General features: G+C 40.3%; 21 protein-coding genes and 1 tRNA gene. 17 read left to right on the forward strand and 5 right to left on the reverse strand.

The window, feature by feature from the left end:
• Positions 1-5: 5 nt before the first annotated feature.
• Entirely contained in the window at positions 6-1436 is a 1431-nt protein-coding gene (locus tag AC1EU0_RS01110; protein ID WP_480300041.1) for a YfcC family protein, read from the forward strand.
• Positions 1437-1593: 157 nt separating this feature from the next.
• Complete coding sequence (deoD, locus tag AC1EU0_RS01115; RefSeq protein ID WP_480300042.1) at positions 1594-2295, forward strand: purine-nucleoside phosphorylase; 702 nt, start codon at positions 1594-1596, stop codon at positions 2293-2295.
• 42 nt (positions 2296-2337) lie between these two features.
• Here deoD and AC1EU0_RS01120 read toward each other — a convergent pair whose 3' ends face one another.
• Positions 2338-2850, reverse strand: a complete 513-nt coding sequence (locus tag AC1EU0_RS01120; protein WP_480300043.1) for a hypothetical protein — start codon at positions 2848-2850, stop codon at positions 2338-2340.
• A 171-nt stretch (positions 2851-3021) separates the two neighbouring features.
• Here AC1EU0_RS01120 and AC1EU0_RS01125 point away from each other — a divergent pair, with 171 nt between their 5' ends.
• From AC1EU0_RS01125 to AC1EU0_RS01160, 8 genes are all read left to right on the forward strand, one after another.
• The gene (locus AC1EU0_RS01125) at positions 3022-4221 is read left to right on the forward strand and encodes an ankyrin repeat domain-containing protein (protein ID WP_480300044.1); all 1200 of its coding nucleotides are present in this window, start codon (positions 3022-3024) and stop codon (positions 4219-4221) included.
• 91 nt (positions 4222-4312) lie between these two features.
• The gene (rsfS, locus tag AC1EU0_RS01130) at positions 4313-4642 is read left to right on the forward strand and encodes a ribosome silencing factor (RefSeq protein WP_121838563.1); all 330 of its coding nucleotides are present in this window, start codon (positions 4313-4315) and stop codon (positions 4640-4642) included.
• A 90-nt stretch (positions 4643-4732) separates the two neighbouring features.
• On the forward strand, positions 4733-5203 hold the full coding sequence (gene rlmH / locus AC1EU0_RS01135; protein ID WP_480300045.1) for a 23S rRNA (pseudouridine(1915)-N(3))-methyltransferase RlmH: 471 nt from the start codon (positions 4733-4735) through the stop codon (positions 5201-5203).
• Between the two features lie 21 nt (positions 5204-5224).
• Positions 5225-7084, forward strand: a complete 1860-nt coding sequence (gene mrdA, locus AC1EU0_RS01140) for a penicillin-binding protein 2 (protein WP_480300046.1) — start codon at positions 5225-5227, stop codon at positions 7082-7084.
• Entirely contained in the window at positions 7081-8187 is a 1107-nt protein-coding gene (rodA, locus tag AC1EU0_RS01145; RefSeq protein ID WP_480300047.1) for a rod shape-determining protein RodA, read from the forward strand. The genes mrdA and rodA overlap by 4 nt, the downstream gene beginning before the upstream one ends.
• Before the next feature lie 18 nt (positions 8188-8205).
• Positions 8206-9201, forward strand: a complete 996-nt coding sequence (gene mltB, locus AC1EU0_RS01150) for a lytic murein transglycosylase B (protein ID WP_480300048.1) — start codon at positions 8206-8208, stop codon at positions 9199-9201.
• Positions 9188-9970 carry a septal ring lytic transglycosylase RlpA family protein gene (locus AC1EU0_RS01155; protein ID WP_480300049.1) on the forward strand — a complete coding sequence of 261 codons (783 nt, stop codon included), beginning with the start codon at positions 9188-9190 and terminating at the stop codon, positions 9968-9970. Before mltB ends, AC1EU0_RS01155 begins: the two co-directional genes overlap by 14 nt.
• A 139-nt stretch (positions 9971-10109) precedes the next feature.
• Entirely contained in the window at positions 10110-11264 is a 1155-nt protein-coding gene (locus AC1EU0_RS01160; protein ID WP_480300050.1) for a serine hydrolase, read from the forward strand.
• A gap of 60 nt (positions 11265-11324) precedes the next feature.
• Here the strand turns inward: AC1EU0_RS01160 and AC1EU0_RS01165 are convergent, their stop codons facing one another.
• From AC1EU0_RS01165 to AC1EU0_RS01175, 3 genes are all read right to left on the reverse strand, one after another.
• Complete coding sequence (locus AC1EU0_RS01165) at positions 11325-11453, reverse strand: hypothetical protein (RefSeq protein ID WP_480300051.1); 129 nt, start codon at positions 11451-11453, stop codon at positions 11325-11327.
• Between the two features lie 265 nt (positions 11454-11718).
• The gene (locus AC1EU0_RS01170) at positions 11719-12141 is read right to left on the reverse strand and encodes a hypothetical protein (RefSeq protein WP_480300052.1); all 423 of its coding nucleotides are present in this window, start codon (positions 12139-12141) and stop codon (positions 11719-11721) included.
• A gap of 23 nt (positions 12142-12164) precedes the next feature.
• A complete protein-coding gene (locus tag AC1EU0_RS01175; protein WP_480300053.1) occupies positions 12165-12524 on the reverse strand; it encodes a glutaredoxin family protein in 360 nt (119 codons plus the stop codon).
• 189 nt (positions 12525-12713) lie between these two features.
• On the opposite strand from AC1EU0_RS01175, the gene AC1EU0_RS01180 reads away from it, so the two are divergent.
• From AC1EU0_RS01180 to AC1EU0_RS01210, 7 genes are all read left to right on the forward strand, one after another.
• Positions 12714-12790 (forward strand) — tRNA-Trp (locus tag AC1EU0_RS01180).
• Between the two features lie 174 nt (positions 12791-12964).
• Complete coding sequence (locus AC1EU0_RS01185; RefSeq protein WP_480300054.1) at positions 12965-14104, forward strand: hypothetical protein; 1140 nt, start codon at positions 12965-12967, stop codon at positions 14102-14104.
• 164 nt (positions 14105-14268) lie between these two features.
• Positions 14269-15777, forward strand: a complete 1509-nt coding sequence (locus tag AC1EU0_RS01190) for a hypothetical protein (protein ID WP_480300055.1) — start codon at positions 14269-14271, stop codon at positions 15775-15777.
• Between the two features lie 119 nt (positions 15778-15896).
• Positions 15897-17507, forward strand: a complete 1611-nt coding sequence (locus tag AC1EU0_RS01195; protein ID WP_480300056.1) for a hypothetical protein — start codon at positions 15897-15899, stop codon at positions 17505-17507.
• A gap of 124 nt (positions 17508-17631) precedes the next feature.
• Entirely contained in the window at positions 17632-18201 is a 570-nt protein-coding gene (gene ahpC, locus AC1EU0_RS01200; RefSeq protein ID WP_480300057.1) for an alkyl hydroperoxide reductase subunit C, read from the forward strand.
• Positions 18202-18278: 77 nt separating this feature from the next.
• Positions 18279-19838, forward strand: a complete 1560-nt coding sequence (gene ahpF / locus AC1EU0_RS01205; protein ID WP_480300058.1) for an alkyl hydroperoxide reductase subunit F — start codon at positions 18279-18281, stop codon at positions 19836-19838.
• A gap of 175 nt (positions 19839-20013) precedes the next feature.
• Positions 20014-20967 (forward strand): hypothetical protein, encoded by a 954-nt coding sequence (locus AC1EU0_RS01210; RefSeq protein WP_480300059.1) that lies wholly within the window; start codon positions 20014-20016, stop codon positions 20965-20967.
• A 34-nt stretch (positions 20968-21001) separates the two neighbouring features.
• On the opposite strand, the gene queG is transcribed toward AC1EU0_RS01210, so the two are convergent.
• Positions 21002-22159 carry a tRNA epoxyqueuosine(34) reductase QueG gene (gene queG, locus AC1EU0_RS01215; RefSeq protein WP_480300060.1) on the reverse strand — a complete coding sequence of 386 codons (1158 nt, stop codon included), beginning with the start codon at positions 22157-22159 and terminating at the stop codon, positions 21002-21004.
• Positions 22160-22163 lie beyond the last annotated feature (4 nt).

The raw sequence follows: 22163 nt of genomic DNA on the forward strand, positions 1-22163 counted from the left end.
TCCCAATGAAAGAAGGATTTAAAGTACCTCATACGCTAATTTTGCTGCTTTCTATGATGCTGATTGCCTACATAGCCACTTGGATAGTTCCACAAGGTTTCTTTGAAACAACAACTTTAGACAATGGCCGCCAGGCTGTCATTCCCGGCACATATGCGTTAGCCGACACCTCTACCCACTTGACTCCAATGGACTTCCTTGTTGCTATACCAAGAGCCTTCGCGGCCGCTCAAGATGTGATTTTCTTTGTTTTAATTATCGGTGGTGTACTAGCGATTGCACGAGCGACAGGGACGATTGATGCATTAATTGGAAGGTTATTAGAAAAGTTTGGCCACAAGCCGAATCTGCTCATTTTTATGGTGGTATTCTGTTTTGCAATGGCCTCTGGAGCCATTGGAACGGCAGGAGAATACATCCCCTTTGTTTTGATCCTTGTTGGATTGTGTAAAGCCATGCGCTTAGATGCAATGACAGCAGTAGGGATGACCATTGCAGGTTATGGCATAGGCTATGGCGTATCTGCTTTTAATCCATTTACAGTAATGGTGGCACAAAACGTCGCGGATATTCCTGTGTATTCAGGTATAGAACTACGTTTAGCTATCTTCATTCCCTTCGTGTTGATTGGCTTTCATCATGTTTGGAGCTATGCGAAGAAAGTCTATGCCGATCCCTCTCAATCGCTAACTAATCATTTACCTTGTCCGCTCGCAAACCATGATGAACAGGGTTATCCAGCACTCAATAGTCGCCACAAATTAATTTTACTGGGACTCATTGCGACCATCTGTACCGCGGTTTGGGGAATTGCTCAAAAAGGTTGGTATTTGTATGAGCTAGGTGCCGTGTTTATCTGCTGGGGTATTTTTACGACCATTATCGGTCAGCTAAGCGCTGATCGTGCAGCGAATGAATTTATTGAAGGAGTGAGAGATTTAGCCAGCACGGCTCTTTTAGTGGGGGTCGCACGCGGTATTGCGCTTATTATGGAAGACGGACAAATTTTGCATACTCTTGTACATGCAATGTCTTCACCTCTTTCTCATTTAAGCGCCGAACTTGCTGCGGTAGGCATGTTCATCATGCAGACCGTGTTAAATCTATTTATTCCATCTGGAAGTGGTCAAGCTTATGTCACCATGCCATTGATGGCGCCAGTAGGAGATATCATTGGTGTTAACCGTCAAGTTGCCGTACTCGCTTATCAATTTGGAGATGGATTTTCTAATATGATCATCCCGACCAATGCAGTGTTAATGGGTATTATCGGTATGGCTGGTGTCCCTTACCACCTTTGGTTTAGATTCTGCCTACCTCTTATCGGTAAACTGACCGCAGCCGCTGCTATTGTTTTAGTTTTGGCCGTTACCTTTGATTATGGCGCTGATGTCCAACCCAAAGTTGACCTAGATAATCTCAACACCACACAATAATATCGTTTAGGGTTACTCTCATTTAGAGTAACCCTTTCCTCTTATGTAATACTTTCTAAAAAATTGGTATATCCAAAGCCTATTAAAGCTTGACCTTTTAATGGTACTTTTTCTCTTTGAGGACAATCGTCCCCATATTTGATGAGGAGAAGTAATAATGACCCCACACATAAATGCAAAAAAAGGTGATTTTGCTGACATCGTATTTATGCCGGGCGACCCACTTCGTGCTAAATACATTGCAGACAATTATTTAACCGATGCCAAACTGATAACTGATGTACGAAATATGTTTGGGTATACGGGGTATTTCGAGGGTAAGAAGATATCGGTAATGGGGCACGGTATGGGCGTACCTTCCGTTTCAATCTATGTTCATGAACTTATCACTCATTACAATGTAAAAACCATTATTAGAGTAGGCAGCGCAGGTGGTATTGCCGAGAATGCAAAAGTTCGTGACATCATTGTAGCTACTGGGGCTGGTACGGCATCTGCGACTAATCGAGCCAAATTTGCAGGTTACGATTGTCCAGCAACGCCTGACTTTGCTCTAGCTATTCGTTGCCATAAAAAAGCCGATGAGCTTGGGCTAGATGTGAAATTTGGAAATGTCTTTACCAATGACTTATTTTACGGTTGCGATACAAACCTAATCCCCGCCCTACAAAAAATGAACATTCTAGCGGTAGAAATGGAAACTGCCGCATTGTATACCTTAACTATGGAACACAAGATCAAAGCATTGAGTATTTTGACTATATCTGATCACGTGATCACCGGAGAAGAAACATCAAGTGAAGAACGCCAAAATGGTTTTAATGACATGATGAAGTTGGCTTTAGCAACTGGTTGTTAATTTCATTGAGCCATCACAAAAAATGGATGGCTTTGGAAGCTTTTAATTCTTTAATAAAGGACTCGTCTCTGAATAACTGTGAGTTTCAAGCCAATGTTTTTCCGTTTCAAAATCACCTTGTTCAAGAAACGATTTAACTCTCTTGCTAGATAACATAGCTTTTTTAAGCGAACCATTTAGAGTTGTAGCTATGTTTTTAGCATCTTGATCAGAAACACCCGTAGCATTACTAGAAGTGCCTGCAACATGAAAAAAATAGCTTGAACTCCAACACGATTTTTTCATCGTTAAATCGTATTTTAGGTCAAATGTCTGGCCCCCTATGCCCTTGAGCTCTAGGCGTAAACTACCTGTTCCAGCCAAATCATCAACACGAGACTCCCAAACTTCTTCATTAAGTGCGGTTAGTAAAACTTTATCTTGGTTAAACACAACCGTACTTGGAATAACTGGAATTTGTGTGGCCATAAGCACCTCTTCAATAAAAATCACGCGCTCAACATATTGTTGAAAATTGGTTAATACACCAACTTTAAAAATATCACTAAATACCAATAAAACTGTTAAACCTTATTAACCTCAATTTAATTCAACTTACAGATAAAATAAAAATCATTAAGTTGAAACCTCTAATCTCAACAATTAATTATGTTTAATCTGTATTAATTATTTTTTCATACAGCAAACAACTAATATGCCAGTAACCTCAAATAAGAGATATGTATTATGGCCGCTTGCGCACCACAAACAGATTCTACTGAAAAAATTCAAATCCAAACACTGAGTAATGGTGAGCATGAGTTTAATACGCAGCTAATTACCCGTTTTTCCACGTTAGAAGGCAAAATATTTAGGGTTGAATTCGAAAATGATGACAGAATAAGCGCAAACGTAGAACTGCGAAGAAGCACAAACGCATTACTTTCTTTTTATATGGATTCGAATGCGTATTGTTGGATGGCTCATACTTCTAGCAATAAAGCCTCTTTGGCCGGTGGAAAATCATATAGGCAATACTTTGTTCGAGTGGAAGTTAAACTAAATAAGAGCAACAAAAAGTTAGCCCATTGCTGTGAAGCAGGCTTAATAGATAAAGCTAAACATAAACTCGCTAAGGGCGTCGATGTAAATAAACTCACCTCAGACGGCCGCACTCTGCTTTCTATAGCCACAAGAGCTGGTCATTCGAATATAGTCAAACTTCTCATTGATTCTGGTGCCAACCCCTCAAAACTAAACTCGGATGGAACAGTGCCATTAATGGCAGCTGTTAGCAGCAAAAATGAAGCTATGTTTCAGCAGCTCGTTGATGCTTCTGCTGATATTCAGTGTAAAAATAAAGATGCCCAATCTTTACTTCATTTAGCTGTGAAAGCTCATGATCTGAATATAGTTAAAAAGGCATTACAGGCAGGTTTAGAGATCAACTATCAAGATAAAAAAGGGCGGACTGCATTGCATTTAGCTTGTCACAGTGGGCAACTCGATATCCTCACCTACCTATTTTTTAAAAATGCAGATTCGAGTGTGGTGAGTAACAATGGAGCTAATTGCATCCATTTTGCTGCAGCTTCAGATTCTCTCAGCTGTATTAAGTTTTTATTACATCAAGGAGCAAATATTCATGACAAAGATTCAGCAGGCTCTTCTTGCTTACATATTGCAGCTCAGACAAAAAGTCTGAGCGTTATAGATTATTTAATCTTAAAGGGATTAATGCCAAATGCAACAGACTCTGCCGGCTGCACACCTTTGCATTTTGCAGCGATCAAAGGCCACTATCAGGTTGTAGATAAACTCCTTAAAGCTCAAGCTGATCCAAGTATCAGAGACTCAAAAGGAAATACGGCATCAGATTATGCAGCCGGCAACGGTTATGTGGATTGCGTTATGCTTTTAGGAGAATTAAACCTTGAAGATATATAGTCTCAACAAATTATGTATCATTCAGTTCATATAATTTCCTACTTATTCTTGCTATACTGCGCCGCTACTCCGTTTCATTGAGGTATATGGCGTGCAGAGCGCAGAGTTAAAAGCATTTATTGTTGATAAGATTGAAGATCTTAAAGCTAGAGATATCGTTGAACTAGACGTAAAAGAAAAATCCACCATCACTGAATATATGGTCATTTGCTCTGGCACATCCAAAACCCACGTTAAATCGATCGCAGAGCATGTTGCACTAGAAAGCAAAAACGCTGGCATTCCTCCGCTTGGCGTTGAAGGACGCGATGGTAGCGAATGGGTACTCGTTGATATGGGTAATGTCATTTTGCATGTGATGCAAGATCACACTCGTGACTTCTATCAGCTTGAAAAACTATGGTCAGATAACCACGCCTAATGGTTGAATTGATCAACTTCACCTTTCAATAAGAAAAGCATTGTGGTGCAATTCTCCTTTCAATGCTTTTTTACTTTTTCTTAGAATATTATGAAACTTCAATTGATCGCTGTTGGTACTAAAATGCCGGCTTGGGTTACCCAAGGCTTCCAAGAATATCAACGTCGTTTTCCAAGAGATATGCCACTAGAATTAATCGAAATTCCAGCTGGTAAGCGTGGGAAAAATGCTGATATCGCCCGTATTTTGCAGAAGGAAGGCGAACAAATGTTGGCCGCCATCCCTAAAGGCAATCATATTGTTAGTCTAGATTTACCGGGAAAAAACTTTACGACACCAGAACTTGCAACCACATTAAATAAGTGGCAACTTGATGGTCGAGATGTCAGTTTATTAATCGGTGGCCCTGAAGGCTTAGCCCCCGCCTGTAAACAGGCTGCACAACAAAGTTGGTGTTTATCTGCCCTAACAATGCCGCATCCATTAGTGCGAATTGTAGTGGCCGAGAGTTTATACCGCGCTTGGAGCATTAATAATAATCATCCCTATCACAGGGAATAGATTTAAAGATGGAGATATTCTGTGTCGCCTAAAAAGCGAATGACCATACATGATCACGCCGCTGAAGCGTCCTTATTTAAACGACGAGCCTTATTCACTTTCGTGTGCGTGCTCTTGATGATCAGCTTGCTGCTTTTCAATCTTTATCATCTTCAAGTAGAAAGCTATCGAGATTACTCCACTCGCTCTAATGACAACCGCATTCGAGTCGTACCTGTTGGCCCTAACCGTGGTCTAATTTATGACCGCAACGGCGTATTATTAGCTGAAAACCGACCATTTTACTCATTACAAGTACTCCCAGAAAAGGTCGAAAATCTTCCGGATACATTGCAACGCTTGCAACAAGTGGTTGATTTATCCAGCGATGAGGTTGATACGTTTAATGAGTCAATGAAGTATCAACGTCGCTTTAAACCTCTTACTTTAAAAACGCGTTTAACTGAAGAGCAGGTAGCGGTATTCAGTGTAAACCAATACAAATTTCCTGGTGTTTATGTTGAGGCAGGCTTAAAACGCTATTACCCTTTTGGCCCGATGATGACCCATGTTTTAGGGTATGTAGGGAAAATCAATCACAGAGACAGAGCCAAGCTTGAAGATAATGGCGAATGGAAAAATTACGCAGCAACTAAAGACATAGGTAAGCAAGGTATAGAGCGCTATTATGAAAGCTTGCTTCATGGCACTCCAGGCCACTTAGAAGAAGAAGTCAACAACCGTGGCCGGACCATTCGTACTTTAGAGAGCACTCCCCCAACCCCAGGGCAAGATATATATCTTACGATTGATATCAAATTACAGCAAAAAGCAATGGAAATGTTAGCTGGGCGTCGCGGATCTGTTGTAGCCATAGATCCTCGTGATGGAGGTATTCTTGCGCTCGCTTCTAGCCCCAGTTATGACCCTAACCAATTCGTTCATGGTATTTCAGGTAAGGCTTATCGCTCATTATTAGCTGATAAATCTCGCCCTCTTATTAATCGAGCAACTCAAGGGCAATATGCCCCAGCTTCGACTATTAAGCCTTTAATGGCTTTAGCGGGGCTTGAAGATGATGTGGTTGATGAAAAAACCCGAATTTGGGATCCGGGCTTTTGGCAAATCCCTAATGTCGAGCATAAGTACCGCGACTGGAAACGCTGGGGACACGGCTGGGTAGATGTTCATCATGCCATTATTGACTCTTGTGATACTTTCTTCTACGAGATGGCCTATAAATTGGGAATTGACAGGATTTCAGAGTTTATGATGCCGTTTGGCTTTGGTGAAAACTCTGGCATCGACATTTTTGAAGAATCCCCAGGCAACATGCCAACTCGAGATTGGAAACAACTAAAGTATGAACAACCTTGGTATATTGGTGATACGATTTCTATCGGTATTGGACAAGGCTATTGGACAGCAACGCCACTGCAAATGGCAAATGCCACTGCTATCTTGGCTAATCACGGTCGACGCTATATGCCACACCTTTTGCGCTCAATGCAAAATAGCCAAAGCAATGTACCGGCCCCCGTCGACGAGCTTCCTCCTATTACCCTTAAGGACCCTCAAAATTGGGAAATCGTGAACGACTCAATGTTCCGAACAGCTGATAAAATGCGTTTTAAACATTCTCCATACAAAGCAGCAATGAAGACGGGAACCGCTCAAGTGGTCAGTGTTGCTCAAGATGCTAAGTATGATGAAAAAGCCATTAAAGAACGACATAGAGATAACGCACTTATCGTCGCTTACGCTCCCTATGAAAACCCTACTATCGTTGTTTCGGTTGTACTAGAAAATGCGGGCTGGGGTGGAGAAAACGCAGGACCTGTAGCGAAAGCCATGCTAGATGAATATCTGTTACGGCCACAAACATCGGGTAAACCAAAATGAACTCTCAACACTATCGCCCAAATATCTGGCGCCGAATGCATATTGATTTACCATTGCTAATAGGCCTTATGGCCCTGATGATTTATGGCGCATTTGCGATTTACTCTGCCAGTGGTACCAACATCGCTATGGTGGAGAGACAGGCTGTCCGCATGGTACTTGCACTTGGAGCCATGCTATTTATGGCACAAATCAATCCAGAAGTACTAAGGCGGTGGGCTTTACCTATTTATATCACGGGGGTTGTGTTACTTGTTGGTGTGCACTTTTTCGGTGAAGTGAATAAAGGAGCTCAGCGCTGGCTAAATATCGGTTTTATGGAATTCCAACCATCAGAGCTAATGAAGCTCGCTTTCCCGATTACCATGGCTTGGTATATTAGCAAGTTCCCATTACCACCCAAAAAACGCTACCTTGCAGGTGCCGCGGTGCTCTTACTGGTACCAACACTTCTGATCGCCAAACAACCCGACTTAGGCACCTCTATTTTAGTTGCCTCATCTGGTATTTTTGTACTGTTTTTATCGGGGATGAGCTGGAGAATTGTGCTTGGCCTTATTGGTTCTGCGCTCGCATTTCTGCCTATACTCTGGTTTTACTTAATGCACGATTACCAACGCACTCGTGTACTCACTTTACTTGACCCAGAAAAAGATCCTTTAGGCGCAGGCTATCATATTATTCAATCACAAATAGCAATTGGCTCTGGTGGATTATGGGGGAAAGGTTGGCTGCATGGCACTCAATCTCAATTAGAGTTTTTGCCAGAGCGCCATACCGATTTTATTTTTGCCGTGATTGGAGAAGAGTTCGGCCTCATTGGTAGTCTTATTTTATTAGCCATCTATCTTTATGTGATTGGACGAGGTCTCGTTATCGCTTCACGCGCTCAAACCAGCTTTGCTCGCTTATTAGCAGGCAGTATCACTTTGACCTTTTTTGTTTATATCTTCGTTAACATTGGAATGGTTTCTGGTATTTTACCAGTAGTGGGAGTCCCCCTACCATTGATCAGCTATGGTGGAACTTCTATGATTAGCCTAATGATTGGTTTTGGTATTTTAATGAGCGTAAGCACTCATAGACGCTTTATTAATCGTTGATAAAAAGGACTCTTTGTTATGCGCTTCATTCGCTCTATCTTCCCCATACTAGCGTTAGCGGCATCAGGTTGTGCAAGCTCCTCTGTGCCACCAGCTCCAGAATTAAAGCTAAAAGATGACTTTATTCAGCAGCAAGTGGATAAAGGCATGGACAGAGCTGAAGTTCAGCAGTTACTTAAACAAGCAAAATTTAATCAAGAAGTCATTGATGCCATCACTCGTCCGTGGGAAGCAAAGCCTTGGTACAAGTATTACCCACTGTTTTTAACCGAAAAGCGTCTCAATGCAGGATTGAGGTTTTGGAAGCAACACCAAACGACCATTGCTAAAGCCTCTAAACAGTTCCAAGTTGATCCCGAAGTCATTGTCGCTATTATTGGTATTGAAACCTTTTATGGGAATTACTTAGGACGTTATTCAGTTTTAGACTCCCTTTATACGCTTGGATTTTACTACCCTCCTCGTGGTAAATTTTTCCGAAGTGAACTCAGTAATCTAATGCAATTAGTCAAAGAAGAGCATCTAGATATCAATAACCTTAAAGGCTCATATGCAGGCGCGATGGGATACGGTCAGTTCATTTCATCCAGTTACCGCCATTATGCTGTAGATTTTGATAAGGACGGAAGCCGTGATCTTATTGGCAGCCCGATAGATGCGATAGGAAGCGTTGCAAATTATTTGCACAAGCATAGATGGCAATTGGGTCAACCTGTGACTCTACAGCTAACCACTGTTAACAATGTTGCTCCCAAAGCTAAGGTATGGAGTGGTGAACGTTTGAAGTTGAAGGCCAGTGATATTTTGTCTTCACAAGTATTTTTAAAACACAATATGGACATTGATGTTTCCCAGCCAGCTATGCTTATTGCTTTAGATCAGCCTAACGCTAAAGAATACTGGCTAGGGCTAAACAATTTTTATGTCATCACGCGTTATAACCGCAGTCCTTTATATGCAATGGCGGTATATCAATTCAGCCAACAGCTCAAGCACGCTCATGAAAATCAGTAACCTATTCATTGGACTTACGCTCATATTGATCCTTGGCGGCTGTAGCAGCAGCCGCTACCATTTGTCAGATGACAAAGCGCCGGTAAATCCTCCCGATTTATCACAAATCAAAGATGCACACCCCAAATATGAGCCTCACTCGCGCCAAGGTAATAAAACCTATGAGGTATTTAATAAAAAATACCAAGTATTACCATCGTCCAAAGATTATGTCGCTATTGGTAAAGCCTCCTATTATGGCAAGAAATTTCATGGCTACCACACCTCGAACGGTGAAATTTATGATATGTACTCAATGTCAGCCGCCCATAAATCGCTGCCTTTACCGAGCTATGTTAAGGTTACTAACCTCGAAAACCATAAATCTGTAATTGTAAGAGTGAATGACCGTGGCCCTTTTCATAATGGAAGAGTCATTGATTTATCTTATGCGGCGGCCTACAAATTAGGAATGCTTAAACAAGGCGTAGCGAATGTTAAGTTGGAAGCCATTCATTTTGATTCCCCTTCTGCACTCAATACGAACCTTGAGTCCGCGACTCGAACCCAATTGTATATTCAGCTTGTCGCATCAAAAGATAAAATTCGACTGACATCGCTTGCTAACCAAATACAGTCGAAATATAAACTGTCAACTCGATTACAGGCCGTTAAAGGTCTATTTCGTTTACAAGTTGGCCCTATGAGTGAAACCACTTTAGCTGAAAAAATATTAGAAAAACTTAAAGCTGACGGCTACCCCAAAAGTTTCATTTTGTCTGAAAAATAGAGTTATACCAACTTATACTTTCGTAAGTTTTATTTGTTATTTCGCTGAACCTTATGATTTTATAACAGTCATAATTAACTGAATTAATGTTATACTTCAGCCAACTTTTTTAATTTTTAACTAAAAACGTGCCTTATTAATGATGAAATTTTCTTGTAAAGCTTTGCTGCTCTCTTTTGTTTCCTTTTCTTCTCTAGCAGCCCCAGTTGTCATACCCGATGCTCCTAAAGTCGCCGCCAAAGCCTTTGTGTTAATGGATTACAAAACCGGTAAAATCATTGCAGAGGAAAACGCATACGAATCACTCAACCCTGCCAGTTTAACCAAGATGATGACCAGCTATGTCATTGGTCACGAAATGAAAGTTGGTAACATCAAAGACGCAGATGAAGTGACTATTTCAAAAAAAGCATGGTCTAAAAACTTTCCTGACTCCTCAAAAATGTTCATTGAGGTTGGAAAAAAAGTCAGTGTTGCAGATTTAAACCGCGGCATTATTATTCAATCAGGTAACGATGCTTGTGTTGCTATGGCTGAGCATATTGCAGGTACTGAAGACGGTTTCGTTGACTTAATGAACTCATGGGCCAAGCAACTTGGCATGCAAGACAGTCACTTTGAAAATTCTCATGGCTTAGATTCAAACCAACATAAAACCACCGCTTATGATATGGCATTGCTCGGCGCTGCTCTTATTCGAGATGTACCTGACGAGTATGCTATTTACAAAGAGAAATCATTTAAATTTAACGGTATCAAACAATATAACCGCAATAGCTTGCTGTGGGATAAAAGCATGAAAGTGGACGGCATAAAAACCGGTCACACATCTGGCGCAGGCTTCAACCTTGTTGCTTCAGCAACCAAAGGTGATATGCGTTTGATTTCAGTGGTTATGGGTGCAAAAAGTAGCACGGCTCGCAAAGCTGAAAGTAAAAAACTGTTAAATTACGGCTTCCGTTTCTACGAAACGCTAACACCTTATAAAGCTGGCGATACTTTTGTTACTCAAAAAATCTGGTTCGGTGATCGCCCAAATGTTGATTTAGGTGTCAATATGGACACGCCTATTACGATTAGTCGTGCCAATGCTAAGAATATTGAAGCGAAGTTTGAATTAAGCAAACCAATCGAAGCGCCTATCGCCAAAGGGGAAACCGTTGGTCGCTTATATTTTCAAGTGAACGGTAAAGAAGTGGCACAATTCCCACTGGTCACATTAAACGAAGTAAAAGAAGGTAGCATTTTTAGTAAAGCGGTTGATTACTTTAAGAAAATGGTTTCAGATAAATAATCGAATTCTCAGATAAAAAAAGGCGCTTAGAGCGCCTTTTTTTTATTCTGTTTTAAAAGGTTAAGAGCAAGAACCACAACAGAAAGACGGTGCTTCTTTTTCTTCTGATTGTGTTGTCTCAAGCTCAGGGCTTTGCTCTAACTCTGCGGCTTCATGGTTTTGAGTTTCAGTATTTTCTTGCTTAGTCATTGGTGATACCTCTTTCAATAGATAAAGCGAGACTATCAATCCCGACTATTTCACTCAAGTATTATCACCCTAAACTTTGATCTCGATTAAACAAACCGCAATATAACGATTTATACCATTCACATTAATTAACTATGTTTATAGGAGAGCTTTAGCAAAGGAAATACAAGGCGCAATGACGAATCATAGCCGTAGCTATGGTGAGGAATTACAACGCGGTAGTTGCAAAGCTAAAGTTCAATCTAAGGCATAGTTGGTATTAGAGCTATTCTTCACCATCTCGGCATTCACCTCGTATCATGACTTCTTTATCTAACACAGTACGATCTAGTTCAATATAACCATCTTTACAGTAACGACTTTGCCCGAGGGTACGCGTTAACCCGTATTCGACTGCCGCCTCCCATTGAGCAATTCGCTTTTCTCTAGCCCGCAGCTCACGAAGTAACTCCGAGCGAGATTTCATCTTCACATTTAATCGCTGTCGGTTAGGTAAAGAACCACTCCTTTCTAACGGAGAAGTTCGCCACACTTTATAAGTAAAAAGCTTTATACCACCTGTTCTCGTTTCAGTGGTAAAGCTATCTCTTACTTGGCCAGCGTAATCAGCATTGGTTACTGTTGGCTTGCTACTACAAGCAGATAGACTAGCAGCGAGGAAAATTGGCATTAGTCTCAGTACTGTCATAGTAGCTCCTTTCATGCTTTATTTTATTTAGATGATAGATCTTCTAGATAAGCGATAATATCCGATGATTCATACATCCAGGTTACTTTGCCTTCTTCTTCAATACGTAAACAAGGTACCATTGAGCGTCCACCTAAATTGGTCAAATCTTGTTGATGTTGATCTGCCTTAGCGTCCACCACCTCGATATTTAAGCCTAAGCGGCGAATAGCACGACGAACTTTTACGCAAAAAGGACACGCATTATATTGATAAAGCTTAAGGTTTCTCGTTAGCTCGTCTAACTTGGCTTGAGTCTCTGAGCTATGATTTGGTTTTGCAGGAGCAAAGATAAAATTAAAAAATAAAATGATGCGACCTAGCAGCCAACGAATGATAAACATGATTTACCTCTCAAAAATAGTTTCATCAAGTTTACCTAATTGACCGCTGTTCTGTATAGAAATGCACAAAAGTTAATGCTAAAAATAACTCAGCTTCTTCACTTGCTTGAAAAAACTGCAATTAACAAGCCTGAAGTAAAAAAGTCCTTTACCTTTATAAAGGCTTTGAGCATAATGCACCTCGTCCACAGGGGTGTAGCTCCAATTGGTAGAGCGCCGGTCTCCAAAACCGGATGTTGTGAGTTCGAATCTCTCCACCCCTGCCAAAATTTAGAAGGCCTTGCAGCAATGCGAGGCTTTTGTCTTTCTGAATCTCAGCTTTTCTTAATATACTTCAGTCCTTACAAGCTCAAATCAGCGCGAATGATTTTTGAGCAATTATGTCAATCTATGTATATTAATCCTCATAGTACGTAAACTACATCATTAAAGGATTAATAATGAGACAAGCAATTTGGACTGCTTCATTTTTGGCTCTAATTCTGGCTTTGTTTACATTTTACCTTGTCCATACAAAGCCCATATTCAATACCATTGAAACACACAATACCTCGCTAGATAAAGCAACTCTAATATCTACGCTAACAGCTAGTTACAAGCCTAAGACTTTGGCAAAACATGCCGAAGTTGAACTCACCACTTATCCCCAAATTCGTACCTGTGATGAATCAACAATAGCCCAGCTATTTGAGCAACTAGAGCAATATTCATTAGAAAATGACTTACTCAAGATGCCAAGACTCGTTAATGAACTATCAAAATTGACCACTTTTGAAGCTAAATTTGCATTTATTATTCTCACAAGCAAAACACAACAAGAAACGATAGAAAAACTTAGAGCTTTAAGTAACGACTACCAAAACAATAAATACCTTTCATTTCAATTGCTTTCAATGTGTGTTGTTGAACAGCAGGATCAGTGTTCTGCTTCGTTGATTGATTCCGAAATAGAAAAAGACGAACAAAATGCTGCAGTATGGTTACTTAAAGCCATGTATGAGCTAAACAACAATAACCTCAATAAATTACATGAGGCAATAACAGAGGCTGCCAATGCTCCCCTAATGGATTCCTTTTATGGGGAAAATCATCATGTATTTCACACTGCGATCGAGCAAGTGGGGGTGGCAAGTTCTCTTCAAAGCCAAGTAGCGACCATAGGTATGGTTGCAGCGCTTCCCATACCCTCTTACCACAAACTTATTCAATACTGTGAGGGATTAGATGCAGAGCAATCTGAGATCATAAACTCCTGCCTACTTTTGGGAAAACAACTTAGTAATGGAAAAGTCACTTTACTCGAAAACCATATAGGCTTGGGCTTACAAGAGCGGATTCATGAAAAACTCAACAACACTAAGCAGTTGAATGAACTAAAACGGGAAAAGCAGAGACTTAATGAAATGACATCATCATTTCATCAAAGCAGTAATTTACTCATGTTAAAACATAGAATGACTTCTGATTGGCTCCAAAAACTTAAAGAAGTCGGAGAAGTTGGAGCCTTTAGCTACGTACATGAAGAAGCCATTCGTCTTTCAGCTGATCCTAATTTTGATCCTTGCGAAGTCGATTGGTAATTGGAGGCTATTCTCAATTAAAATCTTCCAATTGATTAAGGCCAAACTGCAGACCGAATCAATCACAGAACACTCTTAGATAGTACTTTTGATTATTTATAATAAACTCTATTAATTTATATCATTAGTCATAAAGTGGTTTCTTAGTTTATTGAATAACACAAATGGCTTCAGCTACTCAAGGTGACATCCCCCCCTCTCAAAGCTTTGATCCAAATGCTCCTATTTTTCCGGCCTCTTTATTGAGTGGATTAAACTTGAAAGGTACCAGTGAACCTACACACGAATTAAAGACATATGAAGCAAGTTTCCCTATTCCACCTGTGCCTAAACCAATAGAAGCATTTGCTAAATTTCATAGTTATCAACCAGCACCAACGCAGGCACCAGAAAGCCCACAGTTGCTAGATATGATATGGACTGATGAAGATGATTTAGAATTTACGACTTACTTAGATAAGTTGCAAATCGAGAAAAGACACGAAGTTTCTCCGACTCATCATGCACAGAAATCGCTCTCTGTTCAGGTGACATTACCGAATAACTCAATTTCACCAAAAAAAAGTACTTATGAACGCCAACAAGCAATGACAAAACCAACACCTAGGTTATTCAGCCAAGTGCTCCTCTCTCAAAATAAAAGTAATCATAGCCAACCATTACAGAAACAAAAACAACCTACTGATATGGTTTTGAATATAGAACTTTTCGATGCCAATATGCTAGAGGTAAAATTGCACAGTAGTGCTCCTGAGCAAGAATATGTTGAAGTTACCTTACCTCTCAAAGAAATGAACTTTCATAAGTGGTCGAATCACTATCACTATTTAGGTATGAAAGGAAAATTGCAAGATCATCTCAGTCCAAAAAAAGCCAAAGAGTTTACATTACAAGAAATAAGTAAAATTTGCGTACCTAGAAGAAGAGTAAACACCAGTGACCTTGTTGCGATAGTTATCGCTTTTTTTCAGTTTTGTATTGAAAATAAAACGCCGGATTCATTAAAGGAAGCAAAGGATATGCTATACAATCAAATACCGAAACTCCCCTTAATAGAAATCACTGAGACGATATGCAGCATGTACATCGCTTGTTGTATTGAACCGGCCAATGTTTCTGAAGCTAAGCAAATGTTACAGGACATGCTGAGTAAATTTAAAACAAATCTCAAGGCTCATACAATTTGTAATATGTTGTTCGTATTTATCAAATCTGGAGATTGTCGATCAGCTTATCAATTGATATTGGGAGAGACTCTATATAATTCCAAAATTAATTGGTCACCAAAAATATTTAAATATCTACTGTTAACCTATATAGTTGACCGCAACGCAACACTAGCACTTGGATGCTTAAAAAAAATACACTCCCTCTCCTCAACATATATAAATGAACAATGTTTTTTAGTATTTTTAACAGTATGCAGAGTCGCAAACAACCCCTCTTTAGCCTATGAGGCAACAACAGAAATATGGCTAACTGAAAACGATATAACAAAACACATCACTCAAGCTTTTATTGAATTATGTACCTGTAACAAAGCGCCTGAGCTAGTATCTAGATTTATAACTGCAGCAAAATATGAGCGGATTGAAGACTTTTACAATGATTTATCTTCGACACAAATCATCACGGTTAAGCTGTTAATGGGGTTTCCGATTAAATCTAGTTAATTCAGTTCCAAAGATTAAAAAGTAACTATTAGTTATGTCATAAAAATCTATATAAAAATGACATGTTCGATTTACTATTGTCGTAACTATCTCTTTTTGAACAACTGTTTAGGGGCACAATGGCTTCGAGTCCTCAACCACCACAGCAGCCAGTATACACATGGAAACCTCAACTCACACAGCCCTCGATATCTATAAGTCCACAACTCCCACTAACAATGTCTAATCATGGAAACTCAGGTCAATATGAAGTTACGATTACTTATCGAGGGCCAGCCCCAGTGCTCCCCAATGCAATTTTTTCACCGGAAATAATTTCCGCATTCCATACTTCCACAGGTCAACAAGTATTGCCTAATGCTTTAGCATCCCCTCCTGTACCTGAGGCAACAGGCGAAGTTTGGTTTGACTCAAACGATGACCAAACATGGGGTGACCCTCTAGAAGATATGAAGAGTCAATTCGTGAAGCGGTGGGCCATCCCCTCTGATGCTCCACAAATGGAAGCCCCTCAACCTGAATCGATAACAACTACAACTACTCAGCCAGATCCTTGGCCATTGTTCATCGAACAACCTTCCCGTCTCCATCCTCAAATGCCAAGAGAGGAGCATAAAAAACGCCCCCCTTCTTCCTCGGTAAAGCGTCATCAAAAAATAATGAGTAAACCTGATAGACTCTCATACACAGGGGACTATCAGCGTTCTGCCAGAGAAATACAATTATTCAATGATGGAGTAATTGAAATAAACCTTGTTTCAAATTTGAAAGGTGAAAATAGCGTAAACGTGTGTTTCTTTCTTGATAGTGTACCTTCTCATACATGGTATGAAAATATTCACTATAAAAACGCATGTGAGTACTTAAGTAAAGCAACAGGAATATCTCACGCAAAGCTTATGACTCTCCGAACCCTTGAGTTCTTGAAAAAAAGGAATGAAATAGGGTATATCACAGAACAAGCTTTCACTCAGAGAGGAACGGCCGCGGTTATTGCTTTTCTACAGAACTGTATAAGCGACAAAACTCCCAGCTCAGCGATAGAAGCACAAGACCTGCTTTATAATCAATTAAAATGTATCCCTATCTCAAAGACATTTTGTAGTATGCTCGTCGCGGCTTGTATTGAACCGTTAAATACCTCTGTCGCTAAAGACTTGGTATTGAGGGATTCTACTCAGAAGTTTGAGCAAAACCCTACTGTTTTTACAGTGAAAAATTATTTGCTCGTTTGCATTAAGTCTGGAGACTATTTAGAAGCATATCGACTGGTATGGGGACAAAAGTTACGAAAATATGGTATTCATTTCTCATCAACCATTTTTAAGTATCTGCTACTCAGCTATGCACAAAGTCAAGAGACTAAATTAGCGTTCGCTTGTCTTAAAAAAATGAATACTAATTGCTCCGAACTCATAGATGAAGATTGTATGTTAGCTTTCTTAACCGTGTGCCGAGTCGCTAGAGATAGTTCAAGAGCGGAAATGGCTATCAGAGATATCTGGCTTAAGAGCCACTGCCTTTCTCGATTGATCACACAACATTTTATCGATATCTGCATCGATAAAGAAGATACAGCTGCGATTCAAGGCATTATAGACGTATCAGATCATCGAAACCTAGATTCTTTATATGGACAGTTAACGACAGAGCAGGTTAAAGCCGTTAAGCAAATGATGATTTCTTCACGTCCTACTAAAACTAAATTTCACAGCCATCACAGAAAGTAATCGGAAATTCAGATTATAACAATTCGTTTTATCCGTTATACAAGATAAGCTCATCATTCTATTATTTGCTTCAACGACACGGCACTAAGCCAAATTAATTTATACCTACACTGGAGCAAACACCATGTCTCAATCATTGATTAACACAAAAGTAAAACCTTTTTCAGCTACAGCATTCCATAACGGTGAATTTGTAGAGCTAACGGAGCAAGATCTTTTAGGTAAGTGGTCTGTAGTATTCTTTTACCCAGCTGACTTCACTTTCGTTTGTCCTACTGAGCTAGGCGACATGGCTGACCACTACGCTAAATTGCAAGAAATGGGCGTTGAAGTATTTGCTGTATCGACTGATAAGCACTTCACTCACAAAGCATGGCACGATACTTCTGACACCATCAACAAAATCAAATTCCCAATGATTGGTGACCCTACTGCAGCTATCAGTCGCAACTTCGGTGTGTTAGTTGAAGAAGACGGTGTTGCACTTCGCGGTACTTTTGTTGCTAACCCTGAAGGCGAAATTAAAATCGCTGAAATTCATGACCTAGGTATTGGCCGTAGCGCTCAAGAGCTACTTCGTAAAATTCAAGCAGCACAATATGTGGCGACTCACGACGGTGAAGTTTGTCCAGCGGCTTGGACTCCGGGTGAAGAAACACTTGCTCCATCTCTAGATCTTGTTGGCAAAATCTAAGCTAGATTTCCATTTCCCCTTTGGGCACCAGCCTTGGTGCCCTACTTTTTCCCTCAGCATTTTTATAGGGCTTTGATATGTTAGATACCAATTTAAAAAACCAATTATCCGCTTATCTATCAAACTTGCGTCGCCCAATTGAGCTTCACGTCAGTCTTGATTCTTCGCCTACTGCAAAACAACTTAACGAAATGGCGAATGAAATTGCCGAGCTTTCAAGTTTGATCAGCCTTAAAGAAGTCTCTGGCAATCGCACTATAGAAATGACCGTATACTCACCTGAAACTCAAAGTCGAATAAGCTTTGCTGGCATTCCAACAGGGCATGAATTTACCTCATTGGTACTGGCTTTATTACACTCTGGCGGTCACCCAATGAAACTTGATGAAGATATCATCGAGCAAGTTCGGCAATTAGAAGGCACCTTTGAATTTGAAACCTTCGTCTCATTAAGCTGCCAAAACTGCCCTGATGTCATTCAAGCACTGAATATGATGGCAGCTATCAACCCAAACATTACCAATGTGATGATTGATGGTGCGGTATATCAAGATGAAGTTGATGCTCGTAATATCATGGCTGTGCCATCTGTATTTTTAAATGGTGAAAGCTTTAGCCAAGGGCGAATTACTTTAAAAGATATACTAGCCAAAGTTGATACGAACTCAGAAACTAAAGCAGCAGAAAAAATTAATCAAAAAGATGAGTTTGATGTACTTGTTGTGGGCGGAGGTCCTGCTGGTGCAAGCGCAGCCATTTACGCTGCCCGTAAAGGCTTGAAAACGGGCATCGTCGCCGATAAATTTGGCGGTCAAGTGAGTGAAACCGTTGGCATCGAAAACTTTGTTTCTGTAAAAGCTACTGAAGGACCTAAGTTAGTAGCAAACTTAGAAGAGCACGTTAAAGATTATGACGTTGACATTATGCAGGGGCAACGAGCCAATAAACTGCTTACTGATAACGGTTTTACTCTTGAACTTGAATCTGGTGCCTACTTACAAAGTAAGACCATTTTATTAGCCACTGGCGCTCGCTGGCGTGAAATGAACGTTCCCGGTGAGCAAGAATATCGCGGCAAGGGAGTTGCTTATTGCCCACACTGCGATGGTCCATTATTTAAAGGCAAGCGCGTTGCGGTAATTGGCGGAGGTAACTCAGGCATTGAAGCTGCTATCGATTTAGCTGGCATCGTTGAGCATGTGACAGTACTTGAATTCGACTCAAAACTTCGTGCTGACCAAGTACTACAAAACAAAGCAAAATCTATGGGTAACATCGACATTATTACCCAAGCACAAACTACAGAAGTGCTAGGAAATGGCACTAAAGTGACAGGACTGAGTTACACAGACAGAGCAACCGGTGATAGTCATCATGTAGAACTGGCAGGAATTTTTGTTCAGATTGGTTTAGTACCCAACACAGAATGGTTAGATACCATCGAACTGACTAATCGTGGTGAAATCGTTGTTGATAACCAAGGTCAAACTAATATTCCTGGTGTATTTGCTTGTGGTGATGTAACCAACAGTGCTTATAAGCAAATCATTATTGCGATGGGTAGCGGTGCTACCGCTTCATTAGGCGCTTTTGATTATCTGATCCGTCAAGTAGACGCTGAAACCCAAGCAGCCTAATAACGTCTAAAAATGATTCGTTCTGTTTGAAGACAGAGCGAATCACCTTCAAATGCTCACAAACACACATTTACATAACATATCAGTTACTTACAGGTTAATCTTATTTTAATTTCATTGCCAAAGTACGACTTTACTGCTAAACAATACTCATCGGAATAATTAAGGTACCGCAATGTCTTGGTGTAAAGTAATTACTGATTGCCTTCGGTCTAATCCATTTAAAAATGAGATGTTGGAAGAATATCTTCAACAGGTCTCTGAAAAAGGCAGACAAGGCACCCATGATGACTTTATTTATAATGGCTTACACTTTTGCGTTGAAGAAGTACCTATATTTTTACCTAAAGACAGAGGAAATGTTGTATACAAAGTAGCCGGACCTTTTAAGAATCACGTCAATTTAGCAGGGAAACCACTTATTCAGGAAAGACTATGTCTAACTCCAACGCCATTAATCAAATATGGCACAAATATCAGGGCTACAAAGTATAAGGGAAAGGCTGACACCCAAGGAAAAACTTATTATGACGTTAAATGGGATATACCTACTAGAATTTCATTATTTCATCATCAAGCGAATCAAAACTACGGTGAACTGAAGAGCCAATTTGATTCACAACAATTGCGTGCGCCTGCGTATGTCTTGTATAGAGAAAGACTAGAACTAATAGTAAACGATAAAAGCATTCATGCTGATGTTAAAAGTAAGCAAGAAAAATATGAAGAAAACGAACAAAAAGAATTAGAGAGAAGTAGACAAAGAAACTCTCAAGGCATCACCACACACACAATTAATACTAACGATCCAGCCCCTTCATCAAATGTTGTTCAACCTGAAACTCAAACTCAAGTTCAAAGCCCGTTACAACAAAACAATACTTCTGAGCAGCAAATAGAACCCACACAGCCCAACCTATTAAGAACTCTCTGGACACGAACAACATCAGTAGCAAAATGGGCAGTAGAGAAAGTCAAAACAAGTCGTGCACAAACAACCAGTGACATTGCTGCTAATTATGTTTATATAGATGTTCATTCCCCTCTAGAAAATCCCCCCCCAACATCTCAGCCACTCTCCTCTGGTCTGGAGATGTTTCAAGAGCTAGAGCTTAGAAGACGAATATAGTTTCTGTTAATACTAGAGTAATACACTGTGGGCATTAACTATCACGCGTTAAGCCTTTTTCAACCGTCTTTATAATACGCATCGTTTTACGCTCTAGCGCATATTTTTCATTAGATTTATTATTCTGTTGTTCTAAAGCCCATTCTATGTGTTCTTGCACCATATCACTCACGTCTTCAGCCTGAGATTTCATCTCTAATACTGCAATTATTTCTTTTGAATACGGAGCATTACCGAGGGCTATGGCGATATTTCGTAACCATAGTGAATGACCAATACGGCGTATCGCACTGCCTTGCATTCGAGTTAAAAATTCCTGTTCTGTCCACTGGAATAAGTCCACCAGCTTGGGCAGTTTTATGGAGTCTCGAATATGAAAATCCCATTCTTCAGTCAGTGGAGCTTCACTATTAACGGGACATACTAATTGACAGTCATCACAACCATAAATTCGATTCCCCATTAACGGACGAAACTCTTCAGGAATAGAGCCTTGATGCTCAATGGTAAGATAAGAGATACACCGACGCCCATCCACTACATAAGGTTCAACAATGGCATTAGTTGGGCAAGATTTAATACAAGCTACGCATTTTCCACATTCATTATTAACAGGTTCATCAACTGGCAAAGGGACATTAATTAATAACTCCCCTAGAAAAAACCAGCTACCCGCATTGCGACTTAGTATTAATGAGTGTTTACCTGTCCACCCAATCCCAGCTTTATCGGCTAAAGGGCGTTCAAGAATAGGAGCAGAATCCACAAATGGGCGATATTCAGGTATAGCTTCACCAAGCTCTTGTAGATGGCTGGCAATTCTATCCCCAAGCTTTTTGATTCGATTGCGCATCATTTTGTGATAATCACGACCTCCCGCATAACGCGAGATATAACCTAAATTAGGATCTTTAAGGTTAGTGGCAAATCCAGCTTCTGGCGGTAGATAATCCATTCTGACACTGATCACTCTTAGGCAACCCGGCTGTAGCTCCTGAGGTCTTGCTCGCATCATGCCGTGATTCGCCATGTAGTGCATTTCACCGTGATAGCCTTTATCTAACCATTCTTGCAGCTTTGGCTCTTCATCTGCTAAGTCTGTATCGCAGATCCCGACATGAGCAAAACCAAGCTCTTTGCCCCAGAGTTTAATCTTGTTGGCTAATTTTAATAATAAGTCAGATGAAAGCATGGAT

This window comes from Parashewanella sp. 2210YD4-3 (assembly GCF_056591735.1).